This window comes from Pseudomonas putida W15Oct28 (assembly GCF_000708715.2).
Lineage (GTDB): Bacteria > Pseudomonadota > Gammaproteobacteria > Pseudomonadales > Pseudomonadaceae > Aquipseudomonas > Aquipseudomonas putida_R.
Window position 1 is genome coordinate 108,837 of record NZ_JENB01000011.1, and the last position, 23,512, is coordinate 132,348.

The 23,512-nt window shown below is 63.9% G+C and carries 20 protein-coding genes and 2 pseudogenes; 8 read left to right on the forward strand and 14 right to left on the reverse strand.

Going from position 1 to position 23,512, the window contains the following annotated elements:
* Positions 1–118 precede the first annotated feature (118 nt).
* The 5 genes and pseudogenes from AK81_RS30780 to AK81_RS10050 form a co-directional block, all read right to left on the reverse strand.
* Positions 119–886, reverse strand: a complete 768-nt coding sequence (locus AK81_RS30780; protein WP_370529840.1) for a methyl-accepting chemotaxis protein — start codon at positions 884–886, stop codon at positions 119–121.
* Positions 887–976: 90 nt separating this feature from the next.
* Positions 977–2,062 (reverse strand): annotated as a pseudogene (locus tag AK81_RS30785) (HAMP domain-containing protein); the annotation flags it as partial.
* 167 nt (positions 2,063–2,229) lie between these two features.
* A complete protein-coding gene (gene cueR, locus AK81_RS10040) occupies positions 2,230–2,640 on the reverse strand; it encodes a Cu(I)-responsive transcriptional regulator (RefSeq protein ID WP_043198714.1) in 411 nt (136 codons plus the stop codon).
* Positions 2,637–5,036, reverse strand: coding sequence for a heavy metal translocating P-type ATPase (locus AK81_RS10045; RefSeq protein WP_043198715.1), 2,400 nt, complete (start codon positions 5,034–5,036; stop codon positions 2,637–2,639). The genes cueR and AK81_RS10045 overlap by 4 nt, the downstream gene beginning before the upstream one ends.
* Positions 5,037–5,088: 52 nt before the next feature.
* Complete coding sequence (locus AK81_RS10050) at positions 5,089–5,475, reverse strand: hypothetical protein (protein WP_043198716.1); 387 nt, start codon at positions 5,473–5,475, stop codon at positions 5,089–5,091.
* 145 nt (positions 5,476–5,620) lie between these two features.
* On the opposite strand from AK81_RS10050, the gene AK81_RS10055 reads away from it, so the two are divergent.
* Positions 5,621–5,818 carry a heavy-metal-associated domain-containing protein gene (locus AK81_RS10055; RefSeq protein ID WP_043198717.1) on the forward strand — a complete coding sequence of 66 codons (198 nt, stop codon included), beginning with the start codon at positions 5,621–5,623 and terminating at the stop codon, positions 5,816–5,818.
* 218 nt (positions 5,819–6,036) lie between these two features.
* Positions 6,037–7,218, forward strand: a complete 1,182-nt coding sequence (locus AK81_RS10060; RefSeq protein ID WP_043198718.1) for a multidrug effflux MFS transporter — start codon at positions 6,037–6,039, stop codon at positions 7,216–7,218.
* Here AK81_RS10060 and AK81_RS30390 read toward each other — a convergent pair.
* Positions 7,169–7,366 (reverse strand): hypothetical protein, encoded by a 198-nt coding sequence (locus AK81_RS30390; protein ID WP_080642756.1) that lies wholly within the window; start codon positions 7,364–7,366, stop codon positions 7,169–7,171. The genes AK81_RS10060 and AK81_RS30390 overlap by 50 nt on opposite strands.
* 489 nt (positions 7,367–7,855) lie before the next feature.
* Between AK81_RS30390 and AK81_RS10065 the strand changes: the two genes are divergently transcribed.
* Positions 7,856–8,569 (forward strand): ArsR/SmtB family transcription factor, encoded by a 714-nt coding sequence (locus tag AK81_RS10065; protein ID WP_043198719.1) that lies wholly within the window; start codon positions 7,856–7,858, stop codon positions 8,567–8,569.
* A gap of 19 nt (positions 8,570–8,588) precedes the next feature.
* Here AK81_RS10065 and AK81_RS10070 read toward each other — a convergent pair whose 3' ends face one another.
* The 5 genes from AK81_RS10070 to AK81_RS10090 form a co-directional block, all read right to left on the reverse strand.
* Positions 8,589–9,536 (reverse strand): adenosine deaminase, encoded by a 948-nt coding sequence (locus AK81_RS10070; protein ID WP_043198720.1) that lies wholly within the window; start codon positions 9,534–9,536, stop codon positions 8,589–8,591.
* Between the two features lie 86 nt (positions 9,537–9,622).
* Complete coding sequence (locus AK81_RS10075) at positions 9,623–10,309, reverse strand: SDR family oxidoreductase (RefSeq protein ID WP_043198721.1); 687 nt, start codon at positions 10,307–10,309, stop codon at positions 9,623–9,625.
* 370 nt (positions 10,310–10,679) lie between these two features.
* The gene (locus tag AK81_RS10080; protein ID WP_043198722.1) at positions 10,680–11,264 is read right to left on the reverse strand and encodes an IMPACT family protein; all 585 of its coding nucleotides are present in this window, start codon (positions 11,262–11,264) and stop codon (positions 10,680–10,682) included.
* Positions 11,265–11,273: 9 nt separating this feature from the next.
* Entirely contained in the window at positions 11,274–11,936 is a 663-nt protein-coding gene (locus tag AK81_RS10085) for a TetR/AcrR family transcriptional regulator (protein WP_043198725.1), read from the reverse strand.
* Between the two features lie 90 nt (positions 11,937–12,026).
* The gene (locus AK81_RS10090) at positions 12,027–12,947 is read right to left on the reverse strand and encodes a LysR family transcriptional regulator (RefSeq protein WP_193393753.1); all 921 of its coding nucleotides are present in this window, start codon (positions 12,945–12,947) and stop codon (positions 12,027–12,029) included.
* A gap of 115 nt (positions 12,948–13,062) precedes the next feature.
* On the opposite strand from AK81_RS10090, the gene AK81_RS10095 reads away from it, so the two are divergent.
* The 3 genes and pseudogenes from AK81_RS10095 to AK81_RS10105 form a co-directional block, all read left to right on the forward strand.
* On the forward strand, positions 13,063–14,409 hold the full coding sequence (locus tag AK81_RS10095) for an aspartate aminotransferase family protein (protein WP_043198728.1): 1,347 nt from the start codon (positions 13,063–13,065) through the stop codon (positions 14,407–14,409).
* Positions 14,410–14,484: 75 nt separating this feature from the next.
* On the forward strand, positions 14,485–15,978 hold the full coding sequence (locus AK81_RS10100; RefSeq protein ID WP_043198731.1) for a CoA-acylating methylmalonate-semialdehyde dehydrogenase: 1,494 nt from the start codon (positions 14,485–14,487) through the stop codon (positions 15,976–15,978).
* A gap of 376 nt (positions 15,979–16,354) precedes the next feature.
* Positions 16,355–17,305: pseudogene (locus AK81_RS10105) on the forward strand (DUF3422 domain-containing protein); the annotation flags it as partial.
* A gap of 131 nt (positions 17,306–17,436) precedes the next feature.
* Here AK81_RS10105 and AK81_RS10110 read toward each other — a convergent pair.
* The 3 genes from AK81_RS10110 to AK81_RS10120 form a co-directional block, all read right to left on the reverse strand.
* On the reverse strand, positions 17,437–19,848 hold the full coding sequence (locus AK81_RS10110) for a DUF3772 domain-containing protein (protein ID WP_043198732.1): 2,412 nt from the start codon (positions 19,846–19,848) through the stop codon (positions 17,437–17,439).
* 56 nt (positions 19,849–19,904) lie between these two features.
* On the reverse strand, positions 19,905–20,957 hold the full coding sequence (gene ada / locus AK81_RS10115; RefSeq protein WP_043198734.1) for a bifunctional DNA-binding transcriptional regulator/O6-methylguanine-DNA methyltransferase Ada: 1,053 nt from the start codon (positions 20,955–20,957) through the stop codon (positions 19,905–19,907).
* Between the two features lie 204 nt (positions 20,958–21,161).
* Positions 21,162–21,788 (reverse strand): DNA-3-methyladenine glycosylase family protein, encoded by a 627-nt coding sequence (locus AK81_RS10120; protein ID WP_043198736.1) that lies wholly within the window; start codon positions 21,786–21,788, stop codon positions 21,162–21,164.
* Positions 21,789–21,959: 171 nt separating this feature from the next.
* Here AK81_RS10120 and AK81_RS10125 point away from each other — a divergent pair, with 171 nt between their 5' ends.
* Positions 21,960–22,475, forward strand: coding sequence for a sigma-70 family RNA polymerase sigma factor (locus tag AK81_RS10125; protein ID WP_043198738.1), 516 nt, complete (start codon positions 21,960–21,962; stop codon positions 22,473–22,475).
* Positions 22,462–23,418, forward strand: a complete 957-nt coding sequence (locus AK81_RS10130; protein ID WP_043198740.1) for a FecR domain-containing protein — start codon at positions 22,462–22,464, stop codon at positions 23,416–23,418. The genes AK81_RS10125 and AK81_RS10130 overlap by 14 nt, the downstream gene beginning before the upstream one ends.
* The last annotated feature ends 94 nt before the right edge of the window (positions 23,419–23,512 follow it).

The following is a 23,512-nucleotide window of genomic DNA, read 5'->3' on the forward strand; positions in this document are numbered from 1 at the left end:
TGCCTGTACCGGCCCTATCGCCGGCAAGCCAGCTCCCACAGGGACTGCACAGCCCCTGAGGGCAGCGGGGTCCTGTGGGAGCTGGCTTGCCGGCGATAGGGCCGGTACAGGCAACGCATCAGGTACGGAACCTGCGCACCAGCGAATCCAGCTCATTGGACAGCCCCGCCAGGCTCTCGGAGTCCTGGCGCGCCGCCTGGGCCAGTTCGGCCACCAGCTGCGCATCGCCGTGGATCTGGCTGATGTGCCGGTTGATGTCCTCGGCCACCTGGTGCTGTTCCTCGGCCGCCGTGGCGATCTGCGTGTTCATGTCGCGGATCACATCCACCGACTCACGGATTTGCCCGAAGCTGTCGCGGGCCAGGCCGATACGGCTCACCGACTGCTGCGACACTTCCAGGCTGGCATGCATCTGATCAGCCACTTCGGCGGTGCGGCTGGCCAGGTTGCCCAGCAGGCCGTCGATTTCGGCGGTGGAGTCGGCAGTGCGCTTGGCCAGGGCCCGCACTTCGTCGGCCACCACGGCAAATCCGCGGCCCTGCTCACCGGCACGGGCTGCTTCGATGGCCGCGTTGAGGGCCAGCAGGTTGGTCTGTTCGGCAATCGAGCGGATGGTGCCGAGGATCGACTGGATGGCGTTGCTGTCACGCTCCAGCTGCTGGATCGACTGCGCGGACTGTTCGATTTCGTGGCTCAGGCGGTCGACGCTTTGCACGGCGGCATCGATCTGCTGCTGGCCTTCGCGGGCTTGCTGCTGACCGCTGTCGGCCGACTGCGCCGCCTGGCTGCAGGACCGGGCCACTTCGTTGGCGGTGGCGACCATTTCGTGGAAGGCGGTGGACACCATGTCCACGGCTTCGCGCTGGCGGCCAGCGGCCTCGGCCATGTCGCTGGAAACCCGGGTCGAACTGCTGGAGGTGCTGAGGATTTTGCCGGCAGCTGCGCCAATGTGCTGGATCAGGCTGCGAATGGCACCAAGGAACTGGTTGAACCAGCTGGCCAGTTGCGCGGTTTCGTCGCGGCCACGGATTTCCAGGTTGCGGGTCAGGTCACCCTCGCCCTGGGCAATGTCTTCCAGGCCGCTGGTGACGCTGTTGATCGGGCGCACGATCAGCTTGGCGAAGGCGGCACCGACCACTGCGAACAGCGCGGCCAGCACCACGGCGATGACCCCGATCAGCCAGGTCAGCCGGGTGGTGGTCTGCATCACTTCGCTTTGCTCGATCAGGCCGATGAAGGTCCAGCCCAATTGCTCATCGGGGTAGACGTTGGCCATGTAGCGCACGCCATTGAGCTCGACCTCTACCAGGCCTTTGCCGGCCTTGGCCAGCGCGGCATAGCCGTCGCCGAAGCTGGCCAGCTGCTTGAAGTTGTGAGCGGCGTCGCGTGGGTCGACCATGACGTTGCCGTTGCTTTCGACCAGCATCAGGTAGCCGCTTTCACCCAGCTTGATCTGTTTGACGATCTCGGTCAGGCCTTTGAGCGATACGTCGATGTTGACCACGCCGCCGGGGTTGCCCAACTGGTTGGCCACGGCCCGCACGGTGCTGACCAGTACCGCGTCGTCGGCGGCCCAGTAGTAGGCGCCGGTACGCACGGTCTTGCCAGGGTTGGCCATGGCCAACTGGTACCAAGGGCGGGTGCGTGGGTCGTAATTGACGAACTTCTGCCCGGCCGGCCAGCCCGTGTAGCCGCCGTCGTTCACCCCGTAAGACAGGTAGGCGTAGGCGGGATGCGAGTTGGCCAGGCGGGTCATGAAGTCGAGGAGCTTGCTGGCCTGCTCGCCCAGTTCGTAGGACGGCGCGGCGCTCGTGTACTTGTTCAGCTCGCTGCCGGTGGCGGCGACCATTGGCTGCGAAGCCATGTACTCGACGTTCTGGTTGATGCCCTGGAAGAAGATGTTCATCGCGTTGCTGACCTGGCGAATTTCCCGGCTGCTACCGTCGAGGAATCCGTCGCGGGCTTCGCCGCGCAGGTTGAGGACCACAAGTGTGGCCACGAGGACGATGGGCAAGCCGGCGATGACCGCGAATGCCCAGGTCAGTTTCTGTTTGATGCTCATCGACGCTCCCGGAATTTTTTATTTTCGACACACGAGGCAGGTAGCCAGTACATCGGCAGCATCCGGGTTTTATGAAGCAAAACGCCTGTATTTATTGGATAAAGTCGCGGTTGGTGACTATTCGGTCGCGTTTGGACGCTTTTGGCATACCAAGCGCTGGTGACTGATCAGTGACAGCAGCCTCCAGCAGCGCCATTGGCCAGGTCCTTGAGGATCGGGCAGTCCGGGCGGTCGTCCCCCTGGCAATGCGAAACCAGCTCGCCAAGGGTGTCGCGCAGGCTCATCAACTCCTCGATACGCCGGTTCAGCTCGTCGATGTGCTGCATGGCCAGCGCCTTCACATCGGCGCTGGCACGTTGGCGGTCCTGCCACAGGGTCAGCAGCTTGCCGACCTCTTCCAGTGAAAAGCCCAGGTCGCGGGAGCGCTTGATGAAGGCCAGGCTGTGCAAGTCTTCTGCCTGGTACAGGCGGTAGCCGCTGTCGCTGCGCGTGGCAGGCTTGAGCAGGCCGATGGATTCGTAATAACGGATCATCTTGGTGCTAAGCCCGCTGCGGCGGGCGGCCTGGCCGATGTTCATGGCGCTTCCTCGTTGGTGCTGGTGGGTTTCCACGCCTTGAGCCACAGCGCGTTGCTGACCACGCTGACGCTGGACAGGGCCATGGCGGCGCCAGCCAGTACCGGGTTGAGGTAACCCAGTGCAGCCAGCGGGATACCGATCAGGTTATAGATGAACGCCCAGAACAGGTTCTGGCGGATTTTGGCGTAGGTCTTGCGGCTGATTTCCAGCGCGGCGGGGACCAGACGCGGGTCGCCACGCATCAGGGTGATGCCGGCGGCCTGCATGGCCACGTCGGTGCCGCCACCCATGGCAATGCCGATATCGGCGGCCGCCAGGGCCGGGGCGTCGTTGATGCCATCGCCCACCATGGCGACCACGCCATCCTGCTTCAGCGCGGCCACGGTGGCGGCCTTGTCGGCTGGCAGCACTTCGGCATGCACATCGTCGATGCCCAGGGCGTCGGCCACCACTTTGGCGCTGCCGCGGTTGTCGCCGGTCAGCAGGTGGCTGCTGATGTGCCGTGCGCGCAGGGTGTTTATGGCCTGCGCGGCGCCGGGCTTGAGGCTGTCACCAAAGGCGAACAGGCCCAGCACACGGGGTTGCGTGCCGCGTTCGATCAGCCACGACAGGGTGCGCCCCTCGGCTTCCCAGGCCTGGGCCTTGGCGGCCAGGTCACCGGGTTGCAGGGCGCTTTCGTCGAGCAAGCGGCGGTTGCCCAGGGCCAGCTCGCGGCCCTCTACACGCCCGGCAATGCCGCGCCCGGTCAGCGACTGGCTGTCGGTAACGCTTGGCACATCCAGCCCTTGTTCGGCGCAGGCATCCAGCACCGCCTTGGCGAGTGGGTGCTCACTGCCGCGCTGCAAGGCGCCGGCCAGGCGGTGCAGGTCGGCGCTGCTGCCCACTTGCGCCTGGCTGTGGACAACCCGCGGGCTGCCGGAGGTAAGCGTGCCGGTCTTGTCGAAGACCACGCGGTTGACCGCATGGGCCCGCTCCAGGGCTTCGGCGTCCTTGATCAGGATACCGTGGCGGGCGGCAACCCCGGTGCCAGCCATGATTGCTGCAGGTGTGGCCAGGCCGAGGGCACAGGGGCAGGCGATGACCAGCACGGCAACGGCGTTGATCAGTGCGGTTTCCAGCGGTGCGCCGGCCAGCCACCAGCCGATCAGGGTGATCAGGGCCAGTACCAGCACGGCCGGGACGAACACCTGGCTGACCCGGTCGACCAGCTTCTGGATCGGCGCCTTGGCGGCCTGGGCGTCTTCGACCAGGCGGATGATACGGGCCAGTACCGTTTCGGTGCCCAGCGCCTGGGTGCGCACCAGCAACCGGCCTTCGCCATTGATGGCGCCCCCGGTGACACTGTCGCCGGGTTGCTTGGGCACCGGCAGGCTTTCGCCGCTGATAAGGGCTTCATCGGCATGGCTGCTGCCGTCTTCGACCACACCATCGACCGGGAAACGCTCGCCGGGCTTGACCAGTACCAGGTCGCCCAGGCGCAGTTGGGCGATGGCCACGTCTTGCTCCTGGCCGTCGACTACACGCAGGGCGCGTTCCGGGCGCAGTGCCTCAAGGGCGCGGATGGCACTGGCGGTCTGGCGCTTGGCACGGCTTTCCAGGTACTTGCCCAGCAATACCAGGGCAATCACCACGGCTGAAGCTTCAAAATACAGGTGTGGGGCCATGCCGGCGGGGGCCTGCGCCCACTGGTACAGGCTCAAGCCATAGCCAGCGCTGGTGCCCAGGGCCACCAGCAGGTCCATGTTGCCGGCACCGGCGCGCACGGCTTTCCAGGCGGCTATGTAGAAGCGGGCACCGAGAATGAACTGCACGGGCGTGGCCAGCAGGAACTGCGCCCATGCAGGCAACATCCAGTGCAGGCCGAATGGCTGCACCAGCATTGGCAATACCAGCGGCAGGGCCAACAGCAAGGCTGCGCCGACTGCGAGGCGCTCTTTGCGCAGGCGGCGCTGGGCCGCGCTTTGGTCGTCCTTGGCCGTTTGCGGCAGGCTGGCGCTGTAGCCAGCCTTGTGCACGGCGTCGATCAGCAGGTTGTCGTCGAGGGCCGTGAGCACCTCGAGGTGCGCGCGTTCGCTGGCCAGGTTGACGCTGACCTGCTCGACCCCGGGCAGTTTACCCAGGGCGCGCTCTACGCGGCCGACGCAGCTGGCGCAGGTCATGCCGCCAATCTGCAGTTCGACGGTACGGGTGGGCACGCCGTAGCCGGCTTCGCGCACGGCATCGACCAGGGCGGGCAGGCTGTTGGCCGGGGCCTGGACCCGGGCCTGTTCGGTGGCGAGGTTGACGCTGACCTGTTCAGCGCCGGTGACCTTGCGCAGGGCGCGCTCGACCCGGCCGGCACAGCTGGCGCAGGTCATGCCGGAGATCGGCAGGTCATAAATGGTGGATGCGGGCATGGCTCTCCTCCTTGGACAGGCCTCCAGCATCAACCTTGCCATGCAGGTAAGGTCAATAGCCCAGGCCGGCTCGCTTCAACTCCAGCCCATATTGCCCCATGGCGATGCGGTATTTGTTGATCTGGCCCGTCTGCAGGTTCAAACGTGTGCTGCGTTGGTCCTCGATGCCCGGTGCGCAGCCTGGCATCTGCCCTGGCAGCAGGCGCAGGCGCACATCCACCGGGCCGGGCGGCAGGTTGAACGAGGTGGATTGCTCCTGGAACACACGCCCGGAAAGCTGATCGTTGAGGTAGACGCCGATTTCGCAGTTGGTGGCCACTTCCAGGCGTTCCCGGGAAATGATCAGTACGCTGTAGTCCGAATTGCCCTCGGCACTGGCCGGTGGCACCGCAGCCAGCGCGCTCAATAGCCCGACGACGCCCAATGCTGCCCTGAACATGAAGAATCTCCTGCTTGCCTGATCGTCAAACGCGAAGCTTGGCCGACGCGGGCGTGGATTTCCACCCCATGTGTTGCTGGCAGGGCTTGACCTTGCCCCGATGGCAAGCTTGAGACTCGTTGAAAACCTGAAGGAGGCAACCCCCATGCAAGTGTTCAATGTACAAGGCATGACCTGCGGCCATTGCGTGAAAGCCGTGACCCGCGCGGTGCAGGAGCAGGATGCAGCGGCCAAGGTCGAGATCGACCTGGCAGCCAAGCAGGTACGGGTGCAGAGTGACTTGGCGCAGGAGCAGATCCTTACCGCCATTCGGGATGAAGGTTACCAGGCCGAACTCGCCTGAAGACTTACCTGTGGGAGCGGGCTTGCCCGCGAACACCGGCATAGCCGGTGCCATCCACCGCGTTGCCTGATTCGCGGGCACGCCCGCTCCCACAGGGACCACGCCAGTTTTAGGGTTTTGAGCGAGACCAAGGCCCAGGTTTGTTGCAAATGTTTTCATACCGATAGGGTCCACAGCAGGTAGAATCAATCACTTGCTTAGCCTGCTATGGATTCCTGATGAACCTGCGAATGGTGCTCATCCTGGGTGCACTCAGTGCGTTCGGGCCCTTGGCGATCGACTTCTACCTGCCCGCCTTCCCGGCCATGGCGCAGGCGTTCGCCACCGATGAAAAACACATCCAGGCCACTTTGGCCGCCTACTTCCTCGGCCTGTCTATCGGCCAGTTGGCCTATGGCCCGGTAGCCGACCGCTTTGGCCGGCGCATACCGCTGATGTTCGGGGTGACCCTGTTCACCCTGGCGTCGCTGGCCTGTGCCTATGCCCCCAACCTCGACACCCTGGTGCTGGCGCGCTTCGTCCAGGCATTGGGCGGTTGTGCCGGCATGGTGCTGTCGCGGGCCATCGTCAGCGACAAGTGCGACCCGGTGGCCTCGGCCAAAGTGTTTTCGCAACTGATGCTGGTCATGGGCCTGGCGCCGATCCTGGCACCGATGCTGGGCGGTGTGCTGGTGAACCTGGCGGGCTGGCAGTCGATCTTCCTGGCCTTGAGCCTGTTCAGCGCCGGCTGCCTGCTGGCGGTCAGCCTTGGCCTGCCGGAAAGCCTGCCTGCGCACATGCCGCGTCAGCCGTTGTCTGGCGCGTTGCGCCAGTACCTGCGGTTGCTTGCTGACCGGGTGTTCCTTGGCCACGCCTTGACCGGCGGTATCGCCATTGCCGGCATGTTTGCCTACATCGCCGGTTCGCCTTTCGTGTTCATCAAGCTCTATGACGTGCCGGCCGAGCACTACGGCTGGCTGTTCGGCACCAATGCCGCCGGCTTTATCCTGGTGGCACAGGTGAATGCGCGTCTGTTGGCCAAGCGTGGGCCGGCGTTTTTGCTGGCGCGCGGGGTTTGGGTGTACCTGGCGGCAGGCCTTGCACTGTTGGGCGTGGCAGCATTGCAGCCGACCCAGTTGTGGCCGCTGCTGGTACCGCTGTTCATCTGCATCGCCAGCCTGGGCTGCATCATCCCCAATGCCTCTGCATGCGCCATGAGCGGGCAGGGCGCACGGGCTGGCAGCGCCTCGGCACTGATGGGCTGCCTGCAGTTCAGCGTCGCCGCAGGGGCGGCGGCACTGGTCGGCCTGCTGCATGATGGCAGTGCGGTACCGATGGCGATGGTGATCAGCTTGTGCGGTGCACTGGCGGTCAGTGTCGCGCTGCTGACCCGACGCTTGCAGGCCACGCGTCCCGCATAAGCGGGTGAGGTGCCTGCAGGCGGGTTTCCAGCGTGGCGACGAAGGCCCGCGCCTCGGCCTCGCTGCGGAAACTGACCACGTGTTGATCGAGCTGGACCTGCCAGGGGCAGGCAGGGTTTCGGCTCGATGCACTGACGACAATTTTCATCGCGGCAAACCTCCAGAAGGGGGGAGCCGCTCAAGTGTAGCGCTGCCCCTCGTGCCTGCCACGGGCTGCATCAGTGTCCTGACTGACGGTCGACAGGCGCACTTTCGACACCCTGTTTCCTGCTTTGGGTGTAATGCCCGCAAACCTGCAGAACCTTCGCTTTGTTTCGCGCTATTTGTGAAACATGGCTGTGGGCCATATCTGAAATTGCAGCACGTCTTTTTTCATCAAGATGTTTCAGCACCCCTGTATGCGTATATCGGAGCTTTGGCTGACCGGGCTTCGGGCAGTTTTCCGAGGCCGCGTCACTGCTTGCCATGGGTAGGCATACCCAGTGGCTTTACGCGGTAGGTGCGTCGGCACGTGGCCGTCTGAATGGCGTTTGCTGCGGCTTATACTGACGAACCAGGCCAGTGACAGCGAGACGTGCTTCCCTGCCAGGGTTGGCCATCGCATCCACACAGTGAACTTGCAGGGAGTTACAGGGACATGAACGCAGCCAGCAGTATCAGCCAGATAGCCAGCCTGATGGCCGACCCCAAGCGCAGTGCCATGTTGTGGGCATTGATCGACGGCACGCCACGGCTGGCCAATGAGCTCGCGATAATGACCGGCCTGACTTCGTCATCGGCCTGCGCGCACCTTTCGTTGCTGTCGTCGGCCGGTTTGCTCAGGCATGAAGCACGTGGCCGCAAGCGCTATTTCCGCCTGGCGACACCGCAGGTGGGGGCCGCCGTGGAGGCCCTGGCCAGCGTTCAGCTGGAGAGCGCCAGGGGGGAGCGGGCCAAGGCCCCGGTTTCACCGCTGCCCATGTCGATGCGCCGGGCACGCCGTTGTGGCGATCACCTGGGTGGGGAACTTGCCAGTGAGCTCTATCACCGCCTGGTGGTGGCCGGCTGGCTGGAGGGCAGCGGCAGGCAACTGATGGTGAGTGATGAGGGGCGAGCGCAGTTGGCGCTTGTCGGGGTCTATATCGATGCCCTGGCACCGGACCAGCAACGCGGTTGTGTGATTTGCCGTTGCACCGAGTGGAACGACCAAGCCCCGCACCTGGGCGGTGTGCTGGGCCAGGCCTTGTTCAGGCTGTTTCTGCAATCTGGCTGGATGCGTGAGGCAGAGGACACGCGGGCATTGCATATCTCGGCGCTGGGTATCCAGCAGATCAATCGCATAGCCCGCGTGGCGACGTTGCAGGTCGGTTGAGCGCAACGCCGTCGTTCAATCAGACAAGCCGGGCATCCAGGCTGTTCTGCGCCAGGCGACGGGCCTGGTCTTCGGTCATGCCCAGGTGGGTGTGCAGGGCGTGGAAGTTTTCCGTCACGTAGCCGCCGAAGTAGGCCGGGTCGTCCGAGTTGACCGTAACCTTCACGCCGCGTTCGAGCATGTCCAGGATGTTGTGCTGGCTCATGTGGTCGAACACGCAGAGCTTGGTGTTGGAAAGCGGGCACACGGTGAGCGGGATCTGCTCATCGATGATGCGTTGCATCAGGCGCTCGTCCTCGATGGCGCGTACCCCATGGTCGATACGCTTGATCTGCAGCAGGTCGAGCGCTTCCCAGATGTACTCGGGCGGGCCTTCTTCGCCGGCATGGGCAACGGCAACAAAGCCTTCGCTGCGGGCGCGGTCGAACACGCGCTTGAACTTGCTGGGCGGGTGGCCCATTTCCGAGCTGTCCAGGCCGACGGCGATGAACGCATCGCGGAACGGCAGGGCCTGGTCGAGGGTTTTTTGCGCTTCCTCTTCACTGAGGTGGCGCAGGAAGCTAAGGATCAGGCCGCTGCTGATACCCAGTTGCTTGTGGCCGTCCTTCAGCGCCTGGTTGATGCCATTGAGCACCACTTCGAAAGGGATGCCGCGGTCGGTGTGGGTTTGCGGGTCAAAGAACGGTTCGGTGTGGATCACGTTCTGGGCTTTGCAGCGTTGCAGGTAGGCCCAGGTCAGGTCGTAGAAGTCCTGCTCGGTACGCAGCACATCCGCGCCCTGGTAATACAGGTCGAGGAACTCTTGCAGGTTGTTGAAGGCATAGGCACCGCGCAGGGTCTCCACATCAGCCCAGGGCAGGGCGATCTTGTTGCGCTCGGCCAGGGCGAACAGCAACTCGGGCTCCAGCGAGCCTTCCAGGTGCAGGTGCAGTTCGGCCTTGGGCAGGGCGTTCAACCAGTCATACATAGTGGATCATCTCAATCAGGTACGGTTGCCGCCATTCTACAGGGGCTGGCCGGGCATTGCGCCCGGCCAGGCTGCGACCCGGTGAATCACCAGACCAAGGGTTCACCCTTGTAGTTGATGAAACGCAGGCCGCCGTTACCGCTTTGTGCGTTGATCTGGTCGAGCATGCCGCGGGTGCTGGTGAACACGTCGATTTCGGCGTTTTCGCCGCCCATGTCGGTTTTCACCCAGCCCGGGTGCATGGCCAGCACGCACAGGCCGGGGCGCTGTTGTTCGACCACGAAGCTGTTGATCATCGAGTTCAGCGCTGCCTTGCTGGCCTTGTACAGGCAGATTTCGCCACCGTCGGGGATGGTTACGCTGCCCAGGACCGAACTCATGAAGGCCAGCACGCCGCTGCCCTCGCGCACCTGGCCGACCAAGCGGCGGGCCACACGGATCGGCGCCACGGCATTGGTCATGAACAGGTCGCCGATGTCCTTGTTCTGTACCGTCTCCAGTTCTTGCGGCATGGGGCCCATGACGCCTGCGTTGACGAATACCAGGTCGAACACCTGGCCCTGCAGGCGTTGCTTCAGGCCATCGAGCTGGGCGGTGTCGTTCATTTCCAGCTGTTCGATGCGCACGCCCGGTACGTCCGCCAGTGCGCCGGGTTGCTGCGGGTTGCGCACGGTGGCGGTGATGTTCCAGCCGTCTTCGTTCAGGCGCTGCACCAGGCCCAGGCCAAGCCCGCGCGAGGCGCCGATGATAAGTGCGGTTTTTGCGTCAGTCATGTGAACGCGCTCCGTGGTCGGTAATAGTGAAAGGTATTTGAGAATAATCCACAGCGGCACTCACTGCCTGCCCAGGTCTGTATAAAAAATGATCAACGTCGCCTGGGCCTTGCCTGGCCGGGCGATTCATCTGTTGGCGCACGGGTTATCCACAAGCTGATCCACAGTTATTGTGTGCAAGCTTAGGGCGATGCAGGCGGGCGCGCCTGGCCTCGTGTTGGGGATAACTCGTGGGCTTTCAGCAATTTGCGGCTGTCATCAAATAGTGATCAAAATATGATCAAAGCTCTGCAGGCCATGAAAACACTAGCGTGCAAGCGACTGCCCCAAGCTTATCCACAGGCAGGCCCACAGTTGCTGTGGGCAATGTTCAGCGCGCTTCGAGCAGGATACGCCCGCGGCTCAGGTCGGCCAGTTGCTGCTGCAGTGGCCCCAGGTGGGCGTCGCCGAGCGCAATCAACAGGTCTACGCCATTGGCAGTGAACTGTTCATCCAGTACCAGGCCGTCAACCTCGGCAAGGCGCAGTTTCACCAGTGCCAGTTCGCTGAAACTGCAACTGCAGGTGAATTCGCTGCGCTGCACCAGCAGCCGCTTGGGCGCCTGTTGCAGGCACTTGTTGGCCCCGCCGCCATAAGCCCTGGCCAGGCCGCCGGTACCCAGCTGGATGCCGCCGTACCAGCGGATCACCAGCACCACGACCTGGTCGCAGTCCTGCGCTTCGATGGCTGCCAGAATCGGCCGGCCTGCGGTGCCGCCGGGTTCGCCATCATCGTTGCTGCGGTACTGCGCGCCGAGCTTCCAGGCCCAGCAGTTGTGGGTGGCGGCCAGGTCGCTGTGGCGTTCGATGAAACTCATCGCTTCGGCGGCACTGCTGATCGGCCCGGCGAGGGTGATGAAGCGGCTTTTGCGGATGTCCTCGCGGTATTCGCAGAGGTCGAGCAGGGTAGAAGGCATAAATGACGGTTACACAGCCGGCTTGATGCCGCAGCCCTTCAGAATGATGTGGATAAGGTTGTTGCTCGCGTCTTCCATGTCCTGCTTGGTCAGGCGGCTGCGGCCGGTAACCTGGCAGATCTGGGTCGCGAAGTCGGCGTAGTGCTGGGTGCTGCCCCAGAGCAGGAAGATCAGGTGCACCGGGTCGACCGGGTCCATCTTGCCAGCGTCTATCCAGGCCTGGAACACGGCAGCCCGGCCACGGAACCACTCGCGGTAGTCGGCACTGAAGTACTCGGTCAGGCAGGTGCCGCCGCTGATCACTTCCATGGCGAAAATACGCGAGGCCTGCGGGTTGCGTCGCGAGAACTCCATCTTGGTGCGGATGTACTGGCTCAGGGCTTCCCCTGGGTCGTCCTCGACGCTCAAGGCGTTGAAGGTGCTGTCCCACAACTCGATGATGTTGCTGAGCACGGCAATGTACAGGCCCAGCTTGTTGGTGAAGTAGTAATGCAGGTTGGCCTTGGGCAATTCCGCCTTGAGGGCGATGGTGTTCATGCTGGTGCCCTTGAAACCATGGCGGGCGAACTCGTCTTCGGCGGCCTGGATAATGGCCTGCTCGTTCTTCTGGCGGATGCGGCCCGCGGGCTTGCCCGAGGCAGAGAGGCGGTGCGCAGGGACTTCTAGGGTCATGGACGATTCCGTACGGGTCAGGGGCTGCGGCTGTCGGACAAGATTACCTGCCTGCGCCGAAGTGACAAGCGTTTGCGGCAGAGACTGGCATCAACGTGTCGCAGCCAGGCTGTCGAGGAAGCTTTCCAGTACCAGGTTCGGCCGCCGGCCCTTGCGCGTTACCCAGCTCAGGCTCAGGTCATAGAAGCGCTGTTGCGGCTTCAGGGCGCGCAAGCGGCCTTGCTGCACCCAGAACATGGCGTAGTGGTCGGGCAGGTAGCCAATGTAGCGCCCGGTGAGGATGAGAAACGCCATGCCTTCGCGGTCCGAAGCACTGGCCGTGCAGTTCAGCGCCTGGTAATGGGCCTGGATGTCGGCTGGCAGGCGGAAGGTGGGGGTGATGGCTTCCTGGCTGTTGAGGCGGTCGTCGTCGACCTGCTGATCATCGGCATAGAACAGCGGGTGGCCGACCGCGCAGTACAACAGTGAGCGTTCGCTGTACAACGGCTGGTACTCAAGGCCTGACAGCGGGCTGGTCTGGGGTACCACACCGACATGCAGGCTGCCGTCGAGCACGCCGTGCTCGACCTGGCTGGGGGCGATCATGCGTATCTGGATACGCACATCGGGCCCGCGGTCCTTGAGTTCGGCGAGGGCATGGGTGATGCGCATGTGCGGCAGGGTGACCAGGTTATCGGTCAGGCCGATGTTCAGTTCGCCTCGCAAGTGCTGGTGCAGGCCGTTCACCTCGGTGCGAAAGCTTTCCAGCGCGCTGAGCAGTTGCAGTGCCGAATGGTAGACCTCGCGGCCTTCCTCGGTCAGCGAGAAACCGGCGCGGCCGCGCTGGCACAGGCGCAGGCCAAGGCGCTGCTCAAGGTCGTTCATTTGCTGGCTGATGGCCGAGCGGCCAATGCCCAGCACGTTTTCGGCGGCCGAAAAGCCACCGCACTCGACCACGCTGCGGTAGATCTTCAGCAGGCGGATGTCGAAATCGCTGACTTGGGCGAGTGGATCGGGGCGTCGGCTCATCAGTTTAGTCACGGCCTGTCTGAAGATTAGAAATGTTGGCTTTTTCAGACTTTATCGCCGTGCCAATTTAGCTGCAACAACATACATCGTTGCCTAATCGTCTTTCGAGGAACCGCCGATGAACATGCCCGAAACCGCTACCGCCGGTATCGCCAGCCAGCTCAAGCTGGATGCCCACTGGATGCCCTACACCGCCAACCGTAACTTCCACCGCGACCCACGGTTGATCGTGGCGGCCGAAGGCAACTACCTGGTCGATGACCAGGGGCGCAAGATCTTCGATGCGCTGTCTGGCCTGTGGACCTGCGGCGCCGGGCACACCCGCAAGGAAATCACCGACGCGGTGACCCGTCAGCTGGGTACCCTGGACTATTCACCTGCGTTCCAGTTTGGCCACCCGCTGTCGTTCCAGCTGGCGGAAAAGATTGCCGATCTGGTTCCAGGCGATCTGAACCACGTCTTCTATACCAACTCCGGTTCCGAGTGCGCCGACACCGCGCTGAAGATGGTGCGTGCCTACTGGCGCCTGAAAGGCCAAGCGACCAAGACCAAGATGATCGGCCGTGCCCGTGGCTACCATGGCGTGAACATCGCCGGTACCAGCCTGGGTGGCGTCAACGGTAACCGCAAGATGTTCGGCCAGTTGCTGGACGTCGACCACCTGCCTCACACCGTGCTGCCGGTGAACGCCTTCTCCAAGGGCATGCCGGAGGAGGGCGGTATTGCCCTGGCTGACGAAATGCTCAAGCTGATCGAGCTGCACGATGCTTCCAACATCGCTGCGGTGATCGTCGAGCCGCTGGCGGGTTCCGCCGGTGTACTGCCGCCGCCGAAGGGTTACCTGAAGCGCCTGCGTGAAATCTGCACCCAGCACAACATCCTGCTGATCTTCGACGAAGTGATCACCGGCTTTGGCCGCATGGGCGCGATGACCGGCGCTGAAGCCTTCGGCGTGACCCCGGACCTGATGTGCATCGCCAAGCAGGTAACCAACGGCGCCATTCCGATGGGCGCGGTGATTGCCAGCAGCGAGATCTACCAGACGTTCATGAACCAGCCCACGCCGGAATACGCCGTGGAATTCCCGCACGGCTACACCTATTCGGCCCACCCGGTGGCCTGCGCCGCCGGTATCGCCGCGCTGGACCTGCTGCAGAAGGAAAACCTGGTGCAGTCCGCCGCCGAGCTGGCGCCGCACTTCGAGAAGCTGCTGCACGGCGTGAAGGGCACCAAGAACGTCGTCGATATCCGTAACTACGGTTTGGCCGGCGCCATCCAGATCGCCGCCCGTGACGGTGATGCCATCGTCCGCCCGTACGAAGTGGCGATGAAGCTGTGGAAGGCAGGCTTCTATGTACGCTTTGGTGGCGACACCCTGCAGTTCGGCCCAACGTTCAACACCACGCCGCAGGAACTGGACCGCCTGTTCGACGCCGTCGGCGAAAACCTGAACCTGATCGACTGATCTTTCCGATTTCGATGCCAGGTGCGTACATATAGATAGCGCGCCTGCTTCTACCTTCTATATCTGGAGTTTTGCATGAGCATTGTTCAGCACCTGATCCATGGCGAGCTGGTTTCCAAGGGTGAGCGCACCGCCGATGTCTTCAACCCGTCCACCGGCCAGGCTGTACGCAAGGTCGAGCTGGCCAGCCGCGCGACCGTGCAGGAAGCGATCGACTCCGCCAAGGCGGCCTTCCCGGCCTGGCGCAACACCCCGCCGGCCAAGCGCGCCCAGGTGATGTTCCGCTTCAAGCAACTGCTGGAGCAGAACGAAGCCAAGATTTCGCAGATGATCAGCGAAGAGCATGGCAAGACCGTGGAAGACGCAGCCGGCGAACTGAAGCGCGGCATCGAGAACGTCGAGTTCGCCTGCGCAGCGCCAGAAGTGTTGAAAGGCGAGTACAGCCGCAACGTCGGCCCGAACATCGATGCCTGGTCCGACTTCCAGCCGCTGGGCGTGGTCGCTGGTATTACCCCGTTCAACTTCCCGGCCATGGTGCCGCTGTGGATGTACCCGCTGGCCATTGCCTGCGGCAACGCTTTCATCCTCAAACCTTCCGAGCGTGACCCGAGCTCGACCCTGTACATCGCCCAGCTGCTGCTGGAAGCCGGCCTGCCGAAGGGCATCCTGAACGTGGTGCACGGTGACAAGGAAGCGGTGGATGCGCTGATCGAAGCGCCAGAAGTCAAAGCGCTGAGCTTCGTCGGCTCGACGCCGATCGCCGAGTACATCTATGCCGAAGGCACCAAGCGCGGCAAGCGCGTGCAAGCCTTGGGTGGCGCCAAGAACCACGCAGTACTGATGCCGGATGCCGACCTGGACAATGCCGTCAGCGCACTGATGGGCGCGGCCTACGGTTCGTGCGGCGAGCGTTGCATGGCTATTTCGGTGGCGGTATGCGTGGGCGACCAGGTGGCCGATGCCCTGATTGCCAAGCTGGAACCGCAGATCAAGGCACTGAAGATTGGTGCCGGCACTTCGTGTGGCCTGGACATGGGCCCGCTGGTAACGGCTGCTGCCCGTGACAAGGTCGTGGGTTACATCGATGACGGTGTTGCTGCAGGCGCCAGGCTGGTGGTGGATGGCCGCGGCTTGCGTGTGGCCGGCAATGAAGATGGCTACTTCGTGGGTGGCACCCTGTTCGACAAGGTGACCCCGGAGATGCGCATCTATAAAGAAGAGATCTTTGGCCCGGTGCTGTGCGTGGTGCGTGTGAACAGCCTGGAGCAGGCCATGCAGCTGATCAATGATCACGAGTATGGCAACGGTACCTGCATCTTCACCCGTGACGGTGAAGCGGCACGCCTGTTCTGCGACGAGATCGAAGTGGGCATGGTCGGTGTGAACGTGCCGCTGCCGGTGCCGGTGGCTTATCACAGCTTTGGTGGCTGGAAGCGTTCGCTGTTCGGCGACCTGCATGCCTATGGCCCGGACGGGGTGCGCTTCTATACCCGTCGCAAGGCGATTACCCAGCGCTGGCCGCAGCGTGCCAGCCATGAGGCGTCGCAGTTTGCGTTCCCTAGCCTTTAAGGTAGGTAACTGAAGCGGGGAGGCCGGAAGGCCTCCCCGCTTTGTTTTTGGGGTGTTGCTTCGCTGGGTGTCAGGGCGGTGATGGGGCTGTCTATAGATGGCGTTGGCTTTGAGCCTGCCACAACCCTTGCAGCGCCTGTGAGATCGAGCGCCGCCCGCGCGGCGCTTCGCGGGGCAAGCCCGCTCCCACATTTGTTTCGGGCCAGTCATGCCTGTGCCATTGGCGCGCGTACCCCTGGGTGCACGACGCGATATCGAAGGGGACAAACAAGGGACCGCGCGCTAATGGATCAGGATTGATTGGCCCGAAACAAATGTGGGAGCGGGCTTGCCCCGCGAAGCGCCGCGCGGGCGGCGCTCGATCTCATAGGCGCTGTGGCAGCCCCTGCCGCCGGTGCTGGCCGAGGCAATTGCCCCGCAGGCAGCGCAGGTAATCAACGCAGTGCAGGTGCTGGTGCGTGACGAACACGACCTGAACCTGGCCCACTACGGCTTCAAGGACCCATGCGGCTCGTGCGTTGGCGGGGGCGATGCGGTGGTGTGGAGCGATTTCCGCCTGACCGAAGATGGCACCAACCGATTCCTGTTCATCAACCGCCGCCTCAATGCCTACCGCCAGGGCCGCATGATCCGCCGTCTGCTGGAAATCGAGACGTACCGCATGATGGCCTCGCTGACCCTGGCCACGGCCAAGGCCCTGAGCCACGAACTGGATACCTTCGACAAGACCTTGGTCAGCCTCTCGGAGCGCAGTGCCGGGGGGGACGGCCATGACTCCAAAGGGCTGCTGGACGCCATTGCCCACTTGTCACGCCAGGTGGTCAGCCACACGGTCAAGACCCGCCACCGCTTCGGCGCCACACAAGCCTATGCGCAACTGGTGTTCGAACGCCTGGGCGAGCTGCGCGAAAGCCATGTGGGCGACTGCCAGCGCCTGGGGGTGTTCATCGAACGTCGGTTCAAGCCGACTGTGCGCTATTGCGCGGCGACCGAGCAGCGGCTGGAGCAATTGGCGAAGAACGTGGCGAACCTGGGCGACCTGTTGCAGGCGCGTGTGCAGGTGGAGATGGAAGAACAGAACGCCGAGATCCTGCGCAGCCTCAATGCCCGGGCCGATGCCCAGGTGAAAATCCAGCGGGCGGTGGAGGGGCTGTCGATCATTGCCATCACCTACTACCTGCTGAACTTGTTCAAGCTGCTGTATGGCGGGCTGAATGTGCTGGGGTTGGGGCTGACGGCGCGGGATGGATTGCTGGCCATGGCGCCGCCGGTACTGTTGGTGTTGATGGTGATTCTGCTGCGGATCAAGCAGGCCAAGCAGCATTGAATTCGGGGGCGCTGTGCGCCCCTTTCGCGGCACAAGGCCGCTACTGCAAGGGATCGCACCGCCTGAGAGCATGCACATCCCTGTAGGAGCGGCCTCGTGTCGCGAAAGGGCTGCAAAGCAGCCCCCGGCACTCAAGCCGATTCATCAGCCGGGCGCGTACCCTCTTGCACCAGCACCATGCTCTGCGGCGAAGACAGGGGAATACCCTCATCACGCAGGCGCCCAAGGATGGTGAACAGCAGGTCGCTACGGGTGCCCGACACCTGCCGCGGCCCCGCCACGTAACCACTGACGCCAATCACCATGCCACTGGCAGTCAAGTCCTTGAACGACACCGAAGTGGCTGGTGCATCCAGAATCGCCTCATGCTCTTGGTAAGCCGCCAACAACAGCTCGCGGACCCGGTTGGCATCGGTCTCCAGTGGCAGGGTCAGGGTAATGCCGACCACGCCCAGCGCATTGCCCATGGTCACGTTGCGCACGTTCTGAGAGATGAACTGCGAATTGGGCACGATCACCGTCGAGCGGTCGGACATCTGGATCTCGGTGGCGCGCACATTGATGCGGCGGATATCACCCTCGACACCCGCCAGACTGACCCAGTCGCCCACCTTGACGGGGCGCTCGGTGAGCAGGATCAAGCCGGAGATGAAGTTCTGCACGATCTGCTGCAAGCCAAAACCGATACCCACCGACAGGGCACTGACCACCCAGGTCAGGCTGGTAAGGTTGATGCGCAGGGTCGACATCACCAGCATGGCCAGGAACAGGAAGCCCAGGTAACCCACCAGGGTTACCAGCGAGGCGCGCATGCCGGCGTCCATGTCGGTTTCCGGCAGCAGGCGATCGCTCAGCCAGCGCTTGACCACGCGAATGGCAAACAGGCCGCCGAAGAAGATCCCCATCGCCAGCAGGATGTCCTGCGGCACGATGTTCAGGTTGCCGAGCAGCTTGCCACCGGTGCCGTCCCAGTCGCCCAGGCTCAGTAGCAGTTCGCTGGGGCTGGTGCCCGACGGCATCAACACCAGCAACAGCGCCAGGAACAGCACAATGGTGCGGCCGATGCCGGCCAGTACGGTGCTGGCCTGCGCCTGGTGGCGAGGCGCCAGGCCCAGGGTCGAGGCCAGCGCCAGTCCGCCGGGCTGGCGTGGCGACAGCAGGGTTTCGCACAGGTCGCCGAAGAAGGTGGTCAGCAAGTAGGCACAGGTGACCACCAGGCTGACCCACAGTAGCTTGGCAGTCAGGAAATAGGCGAGTGTCAGGTAACCGGTGAGCAGCGCCAGCAGGATCAACGCCAACCATATGACCATCACGAACGGAATCAACCCGGCCAGGCCCGTGGGGCGCTCCAGATCATGCTTGCGCAGGGTGCGGCGGTAACGCAGCAGCGCACCGGCAAAAATAAACGCCACGACCAGCGCAGTGAGGCCATTGACCGCCACGGTCAGCGCCAGGCTGGCGCCGATCACGCTGTTCATGCGCTCCATGGTCATCATGACCATCAGTGCCAATGCCAGCACCTTCGGGAACCAGCCCAGTGCGCTGGCGACTTCGTCATGGATCGCCGGCAGCCGCCACGACGGCCGTTGCAGCATCAGCATGGCGCGGCCCAGGCCGGTTATGAAGGCGCTGAACACCACCAGGGTGAGAATGTGGTTGGTGAGGCTGGCGATATCGGAACCCAGCTCGGCACTGCTCTCCAGCCCCCAGCGCAGCAGCGATACAGAACCGGCAATGGTACCCAGGGTTGCCAGGCTGACGCCCAGGGCCAAGGCGCTGCGGCGCAGGCGGCCCTCGGGCAACCAGCCGACCATGGCACTGGCCAGCAAACGCTCGAGCACGCGCCGCACCAGGGTCCAGACCAGAATCGCCGCCACCAGGCTGGTAATGAACAGCCAGCGGTTTTCGGCGCTGAAGGCAGTGCCGATGGCATCGGCCGCCTCGCCGCGCAGGTCACGCAGGCGCGCCACGTCGTCCTGGGTGGGGCGAATGATGCTCTGCCAGAACGCCGGGCTCAGTGGCGAGGCCGCGCGGCTGGTGATCTGCGAGTTGAACTGGCTGCGGCGCAGGTTGACGATTTGCGTGGAAAGGTCGCGAGCCGACTGGGTCAGCTTGGTGGCCTGATCCTGCTGGGCTACCAGTGCCTTTTTTTCGGCCTCCAGCTCTTTGCGCTGCTGGGTCAGGGTGACGGCCTCGTCCGGCTGGACCGGGCCGATGACCTTCAACTTGTCGTCGAGCTTGCCTACGTCGGCGGTGCGCTGTGCACTCAATGCATCAGCCTGGCGCTGAACCTGCATCGCTGCCAGGCGCAACTGCGACAGCAAGTCATCGTTGGCCTCGCTGGTGACACCCTGGCGGATCAGGTCCAGCCGGTCGCTCAGCTGTTCGATGCTGGCATTTTCATCCAGCGCTGGCGCTTCGGCAGCAGCCAGGTTGGACAATGGCGTGGCCGAGGCCGACCAGGCCGGGCTGGCAATAACCAGCATCAGGGCCAGCAGGGCCATCAGGCCTGGGCAATAACGGGCAAGGCTGAAACGCCTCATCGAAGTTTCCTCTTTACAACTCGATTTGGCGGGGGATTCTACGCGGCTTCAGGCAATCAGGAGAGTGCCGTCTCTCGCTTGAGCAGTTGTTGTTTGCGCTCGACACCCCAACGGTAGCCACTGATATCGCCGTCCCTGCGCACCACCCGATGACAGGGGATGGCCACCGCGATGTGGTTGGCCGCACAAGCCATGGCCACCGCGCGCACCGCTTTGGGCGCACCGATACGCTCGGCAATGTCGGTGTAGCTGACCCGGCTGCCGGCCGGCACCTCGCGCAGCGCCTGCCACACCCGCTCCTGAAACGCCGTACCTTGCACATCCAGCGGCAACGCCAGGCCCAGCGCCGGGGCTTCGACAAAGCCCACCACTGTGGCGACCAACTGTTCGTATGCGCTGTCGCCGCCGATCAGGCGGGCCTTGGGGAACTGGTCCTGAAGGTCGTGCAACAGGGCCTCGGGGTCGTCGCCCAGCAAAATCGCGCAAATGCCCTTCTCGCTCTGGGCCACCAGGATCGCGCCCAGCGAACACTGGCCGAGGGCGAAATGGAGGGTGGCCCCTGCGCCGCCTGCACGGTACTGCCGGGGGCGCATGCCCAGGCGCTGATCGGCGCTTTCGTAGAAGCGGCTGTTGGAGTTGTAGCCGGCATCGTAGATGGCGTCGGTGACTGAACGCTGCCCGTCTTCCAGGTGCTCACGCAGGCGCCGGGCACGGAAGGCCGTGGCGTAGGCCTTGGGGGTAACGCCGGTTTCGGCCTTGAACAGGCGGTGCAGGTGGAAGGGGCTGACGGCCAGTTGCGCGCTGAGCTGGTCGAGGCTGGGCGCGGGGTCGCTGGTTTCGATCAGGCGGCAGGCGCGGGTGACCAGTTGGCTGTGGCGGGTGGTGCTGGCCTTGCTGATACAACGCTTGCAGGCGCGGTAGCCTGCGGCTTCGGCGGCAGTGGGGTTGTCGTAGAATTCGACGTTGGTGCGCTTGGCCATGCGTGACTTGCAGCCGGGGCGGCAGTAGACGCCCGTGGTGCGCACGGCGTAGACGAAGTGGCCGGTGGCGCTGGAGTCGCGGGACTCGACGGCTTGCCAGCGTTGGTCAGGGGTGGTGTAGAGATTCATGGGTCAGCATCCAGATAAGTTTTCGCCTGTACCGGCCTCTTCGCGGGCACGCCCGCTCCCACAGGTACTCTGCCGGATTCGAGCCTTGTGCAGTCCCTCTGGGTACAGGTGATTCCACAGGCACTGCACAAGGCTCGAACCCCGCAGAGGACTTGTGGGAGCGGGCATGCCCGCGAAGAGGCCGGTACAGGCGATGCAAAAACCTCAGGCCCGCCACAGGTACCAGGCCGCCACGGTTCGAAACGGCCGCCAGCCGCCGCCCAGGGAGCGCATTTGCGCCGGTGTCGGCGCCTTCTCCACCCCCTTCAACCGCCGATACCCCTCACGCACGCCAAAATCGTCCACTGGCAGAATGTCCGAACGTTCCAGGCTATAGATCAGCAGCATATCCACCGTCCATCGCCCTACCCCGCGCAAGGTTACCAGGCGTTCGATCAGCGCTTCGTCAGCCATGGCCAATGCCTCTTCCCGCGTCGGCACCAGGCCCTCCAGCCGGGCCTGGGCTATGCCTTGCACCGTGGCCAGCTTACTTGCCGAAAAACCGCAGGCGCGAAGGGTTTCCGGGCTGACCGTCAACAACTGCTGTGGCGTCGGGAACGCAACCTCCGGGAACAACGCCAGCAACCGACCAAGGATCGCTTCGGCAGCACGGGCATGCAGCTGCTGATAGGCAATCGCCCGCACCAGCGCCTCGTAGGGCTCACGCCCCGGCGTGGCCTGATGCAGGCAAGGCCCGGTTGCAGCAATGTGCCGCGACCAGTCCGGGTCGAGCGCTGCTAAATATCGCGTAGCCTCGCAGTAGGCCTCGGGCGAAAGGTCGGCCAGGATCATGGCGCCTCCAACAGGGTGAATGCAGGTCCAGCTTAGCCCAGCCGTTCATCGGGTAAACGCCGGTTCTTGCGCGGCGAATTCCTGGCATACCATTGCCCTGTGCCGTTATCCCCGCATAGAATTGAGAACTATTCACAGTCGCACAGTTCACAGGACCGGGCCTTCGCTACGATGCAGATCAACGACACGCTCAAGCCGACCGAGGTCGCTCTGCTCTACCAGGCCCACCATAGCTGGCTTCGCGGCTGGTTGCGCAACCGGGTAGGTTGCAGTGAGCATGCCGCCGATCTGGCCCAGGATACCTTCGTGCGGCTGCTGCGGGCCCGTCAGGTTTCGCCGCTGAAAGAGCCACGCGCCTACCTCAGCAGCATCGCCCGTGGCCTGATGATCGACCAGTTTCGCCGTCGCGCACTGGAACACGCCTACCAGCAAAGCCTGGCCCACCTGCCCGAAGCCGAGGTACCCAGCGAAGAGCACAGGCTGGTCATTCTCGATGCCCTGGACCGCCTCGACCGTGCCCTGCACCAGCTGAAACCGCGTGTTCGCCAGGCGTTTCTGCTGGCTCAACTGGACGGCTTGAGCATCGTGCAGATCGCCCAGCAGCTGGAAGTGTCCCGGGCCACGGTCGAGCGCGACCTGGCCAAGGCCTTGGGCGTCTGCTACCGGTTGCGTTATGCCGATGCGTGACAGCGTGCCGGCGCAGGCGCAAGTCGACCAGGCCATCGACTGGCTGGTGAAGCTGCGCTTCGACCGCCCCAGCCCGCGTACCGAGCAGCAGTTCCAGCACTGGCTGGCCAGCCACCCGCACAACCCGCTGGCATGGCAACGGGTCAGCCACCTTGGCGACGAACTGGCCGGGCTGCCCAAGGACCTGAGCCGGCGCACCCTGGACGGCAGCCAGCGCCAGCGCAGCAGCCGCCGTGACCACCTCAAGCTACTGGGGCTGCTGGCCGTGGGCGGCAGCCTGGGCTGGGCCACGCGCGAACCTCTGGGCCTGCCGCAGTTGCTGGCCGATAGCAGCACCGCCACGGGTGAACGGCGCCAGTGGCAAGCCAGCGATGGCAGCCATATCCTGCTAAACACTGCCAGCGCCATCGACCTGCATTACAGCGCCGAGCAACGCCAGTTGGAACTGGTACGTGGCGAGGTCAGCCTGGACAGCAACCCCAACGATACCCGCCCGTTCCACATCGACACCCGCGTCGGCCCGCTGACCACCCTCAACGGCCAACTGCTGCTGCGCGAAAACAACCATGGCCTGCTGCTGGCGGTACGTCGTGGTGAGGTTACGCTGTTCCCCTCTTCGGCCTCGCCGCGGCAGGTGCAGCCGGGCGAAACCTTGCAGGTTGGGGCCAATGGCAGTGTCCACACGGTGGCCCTGCACAGCGACCCTTGGGGCTGGACCGACGGTGTGCTCAGCGTGCAGCAGATGCCACTGGGCGAGTTTGTCGCAGAGCTCGCCCGCTACCGCCCTGGCCTGATGCGCTGTGCCCCCGAGGTGGCGAACCTGAAGGTATCAGGCACCTATCAGCTGGCCGATACCAGTCAGATTCTGCAGTTGCTCACCCGCAGCCTGCCGGTGCGTGTCGACTACAAAACGCGCTATTGGGTAAGCATCGGCGCAGCCTGACTAATTTGAGCGGCTGCGCGCTCCTTGTGGGAGCGGCCTTGTGTCGCGATAGGGCCGCAAAGCGGCCCCGGCAATATTCGCGGCGAAGCTGAAA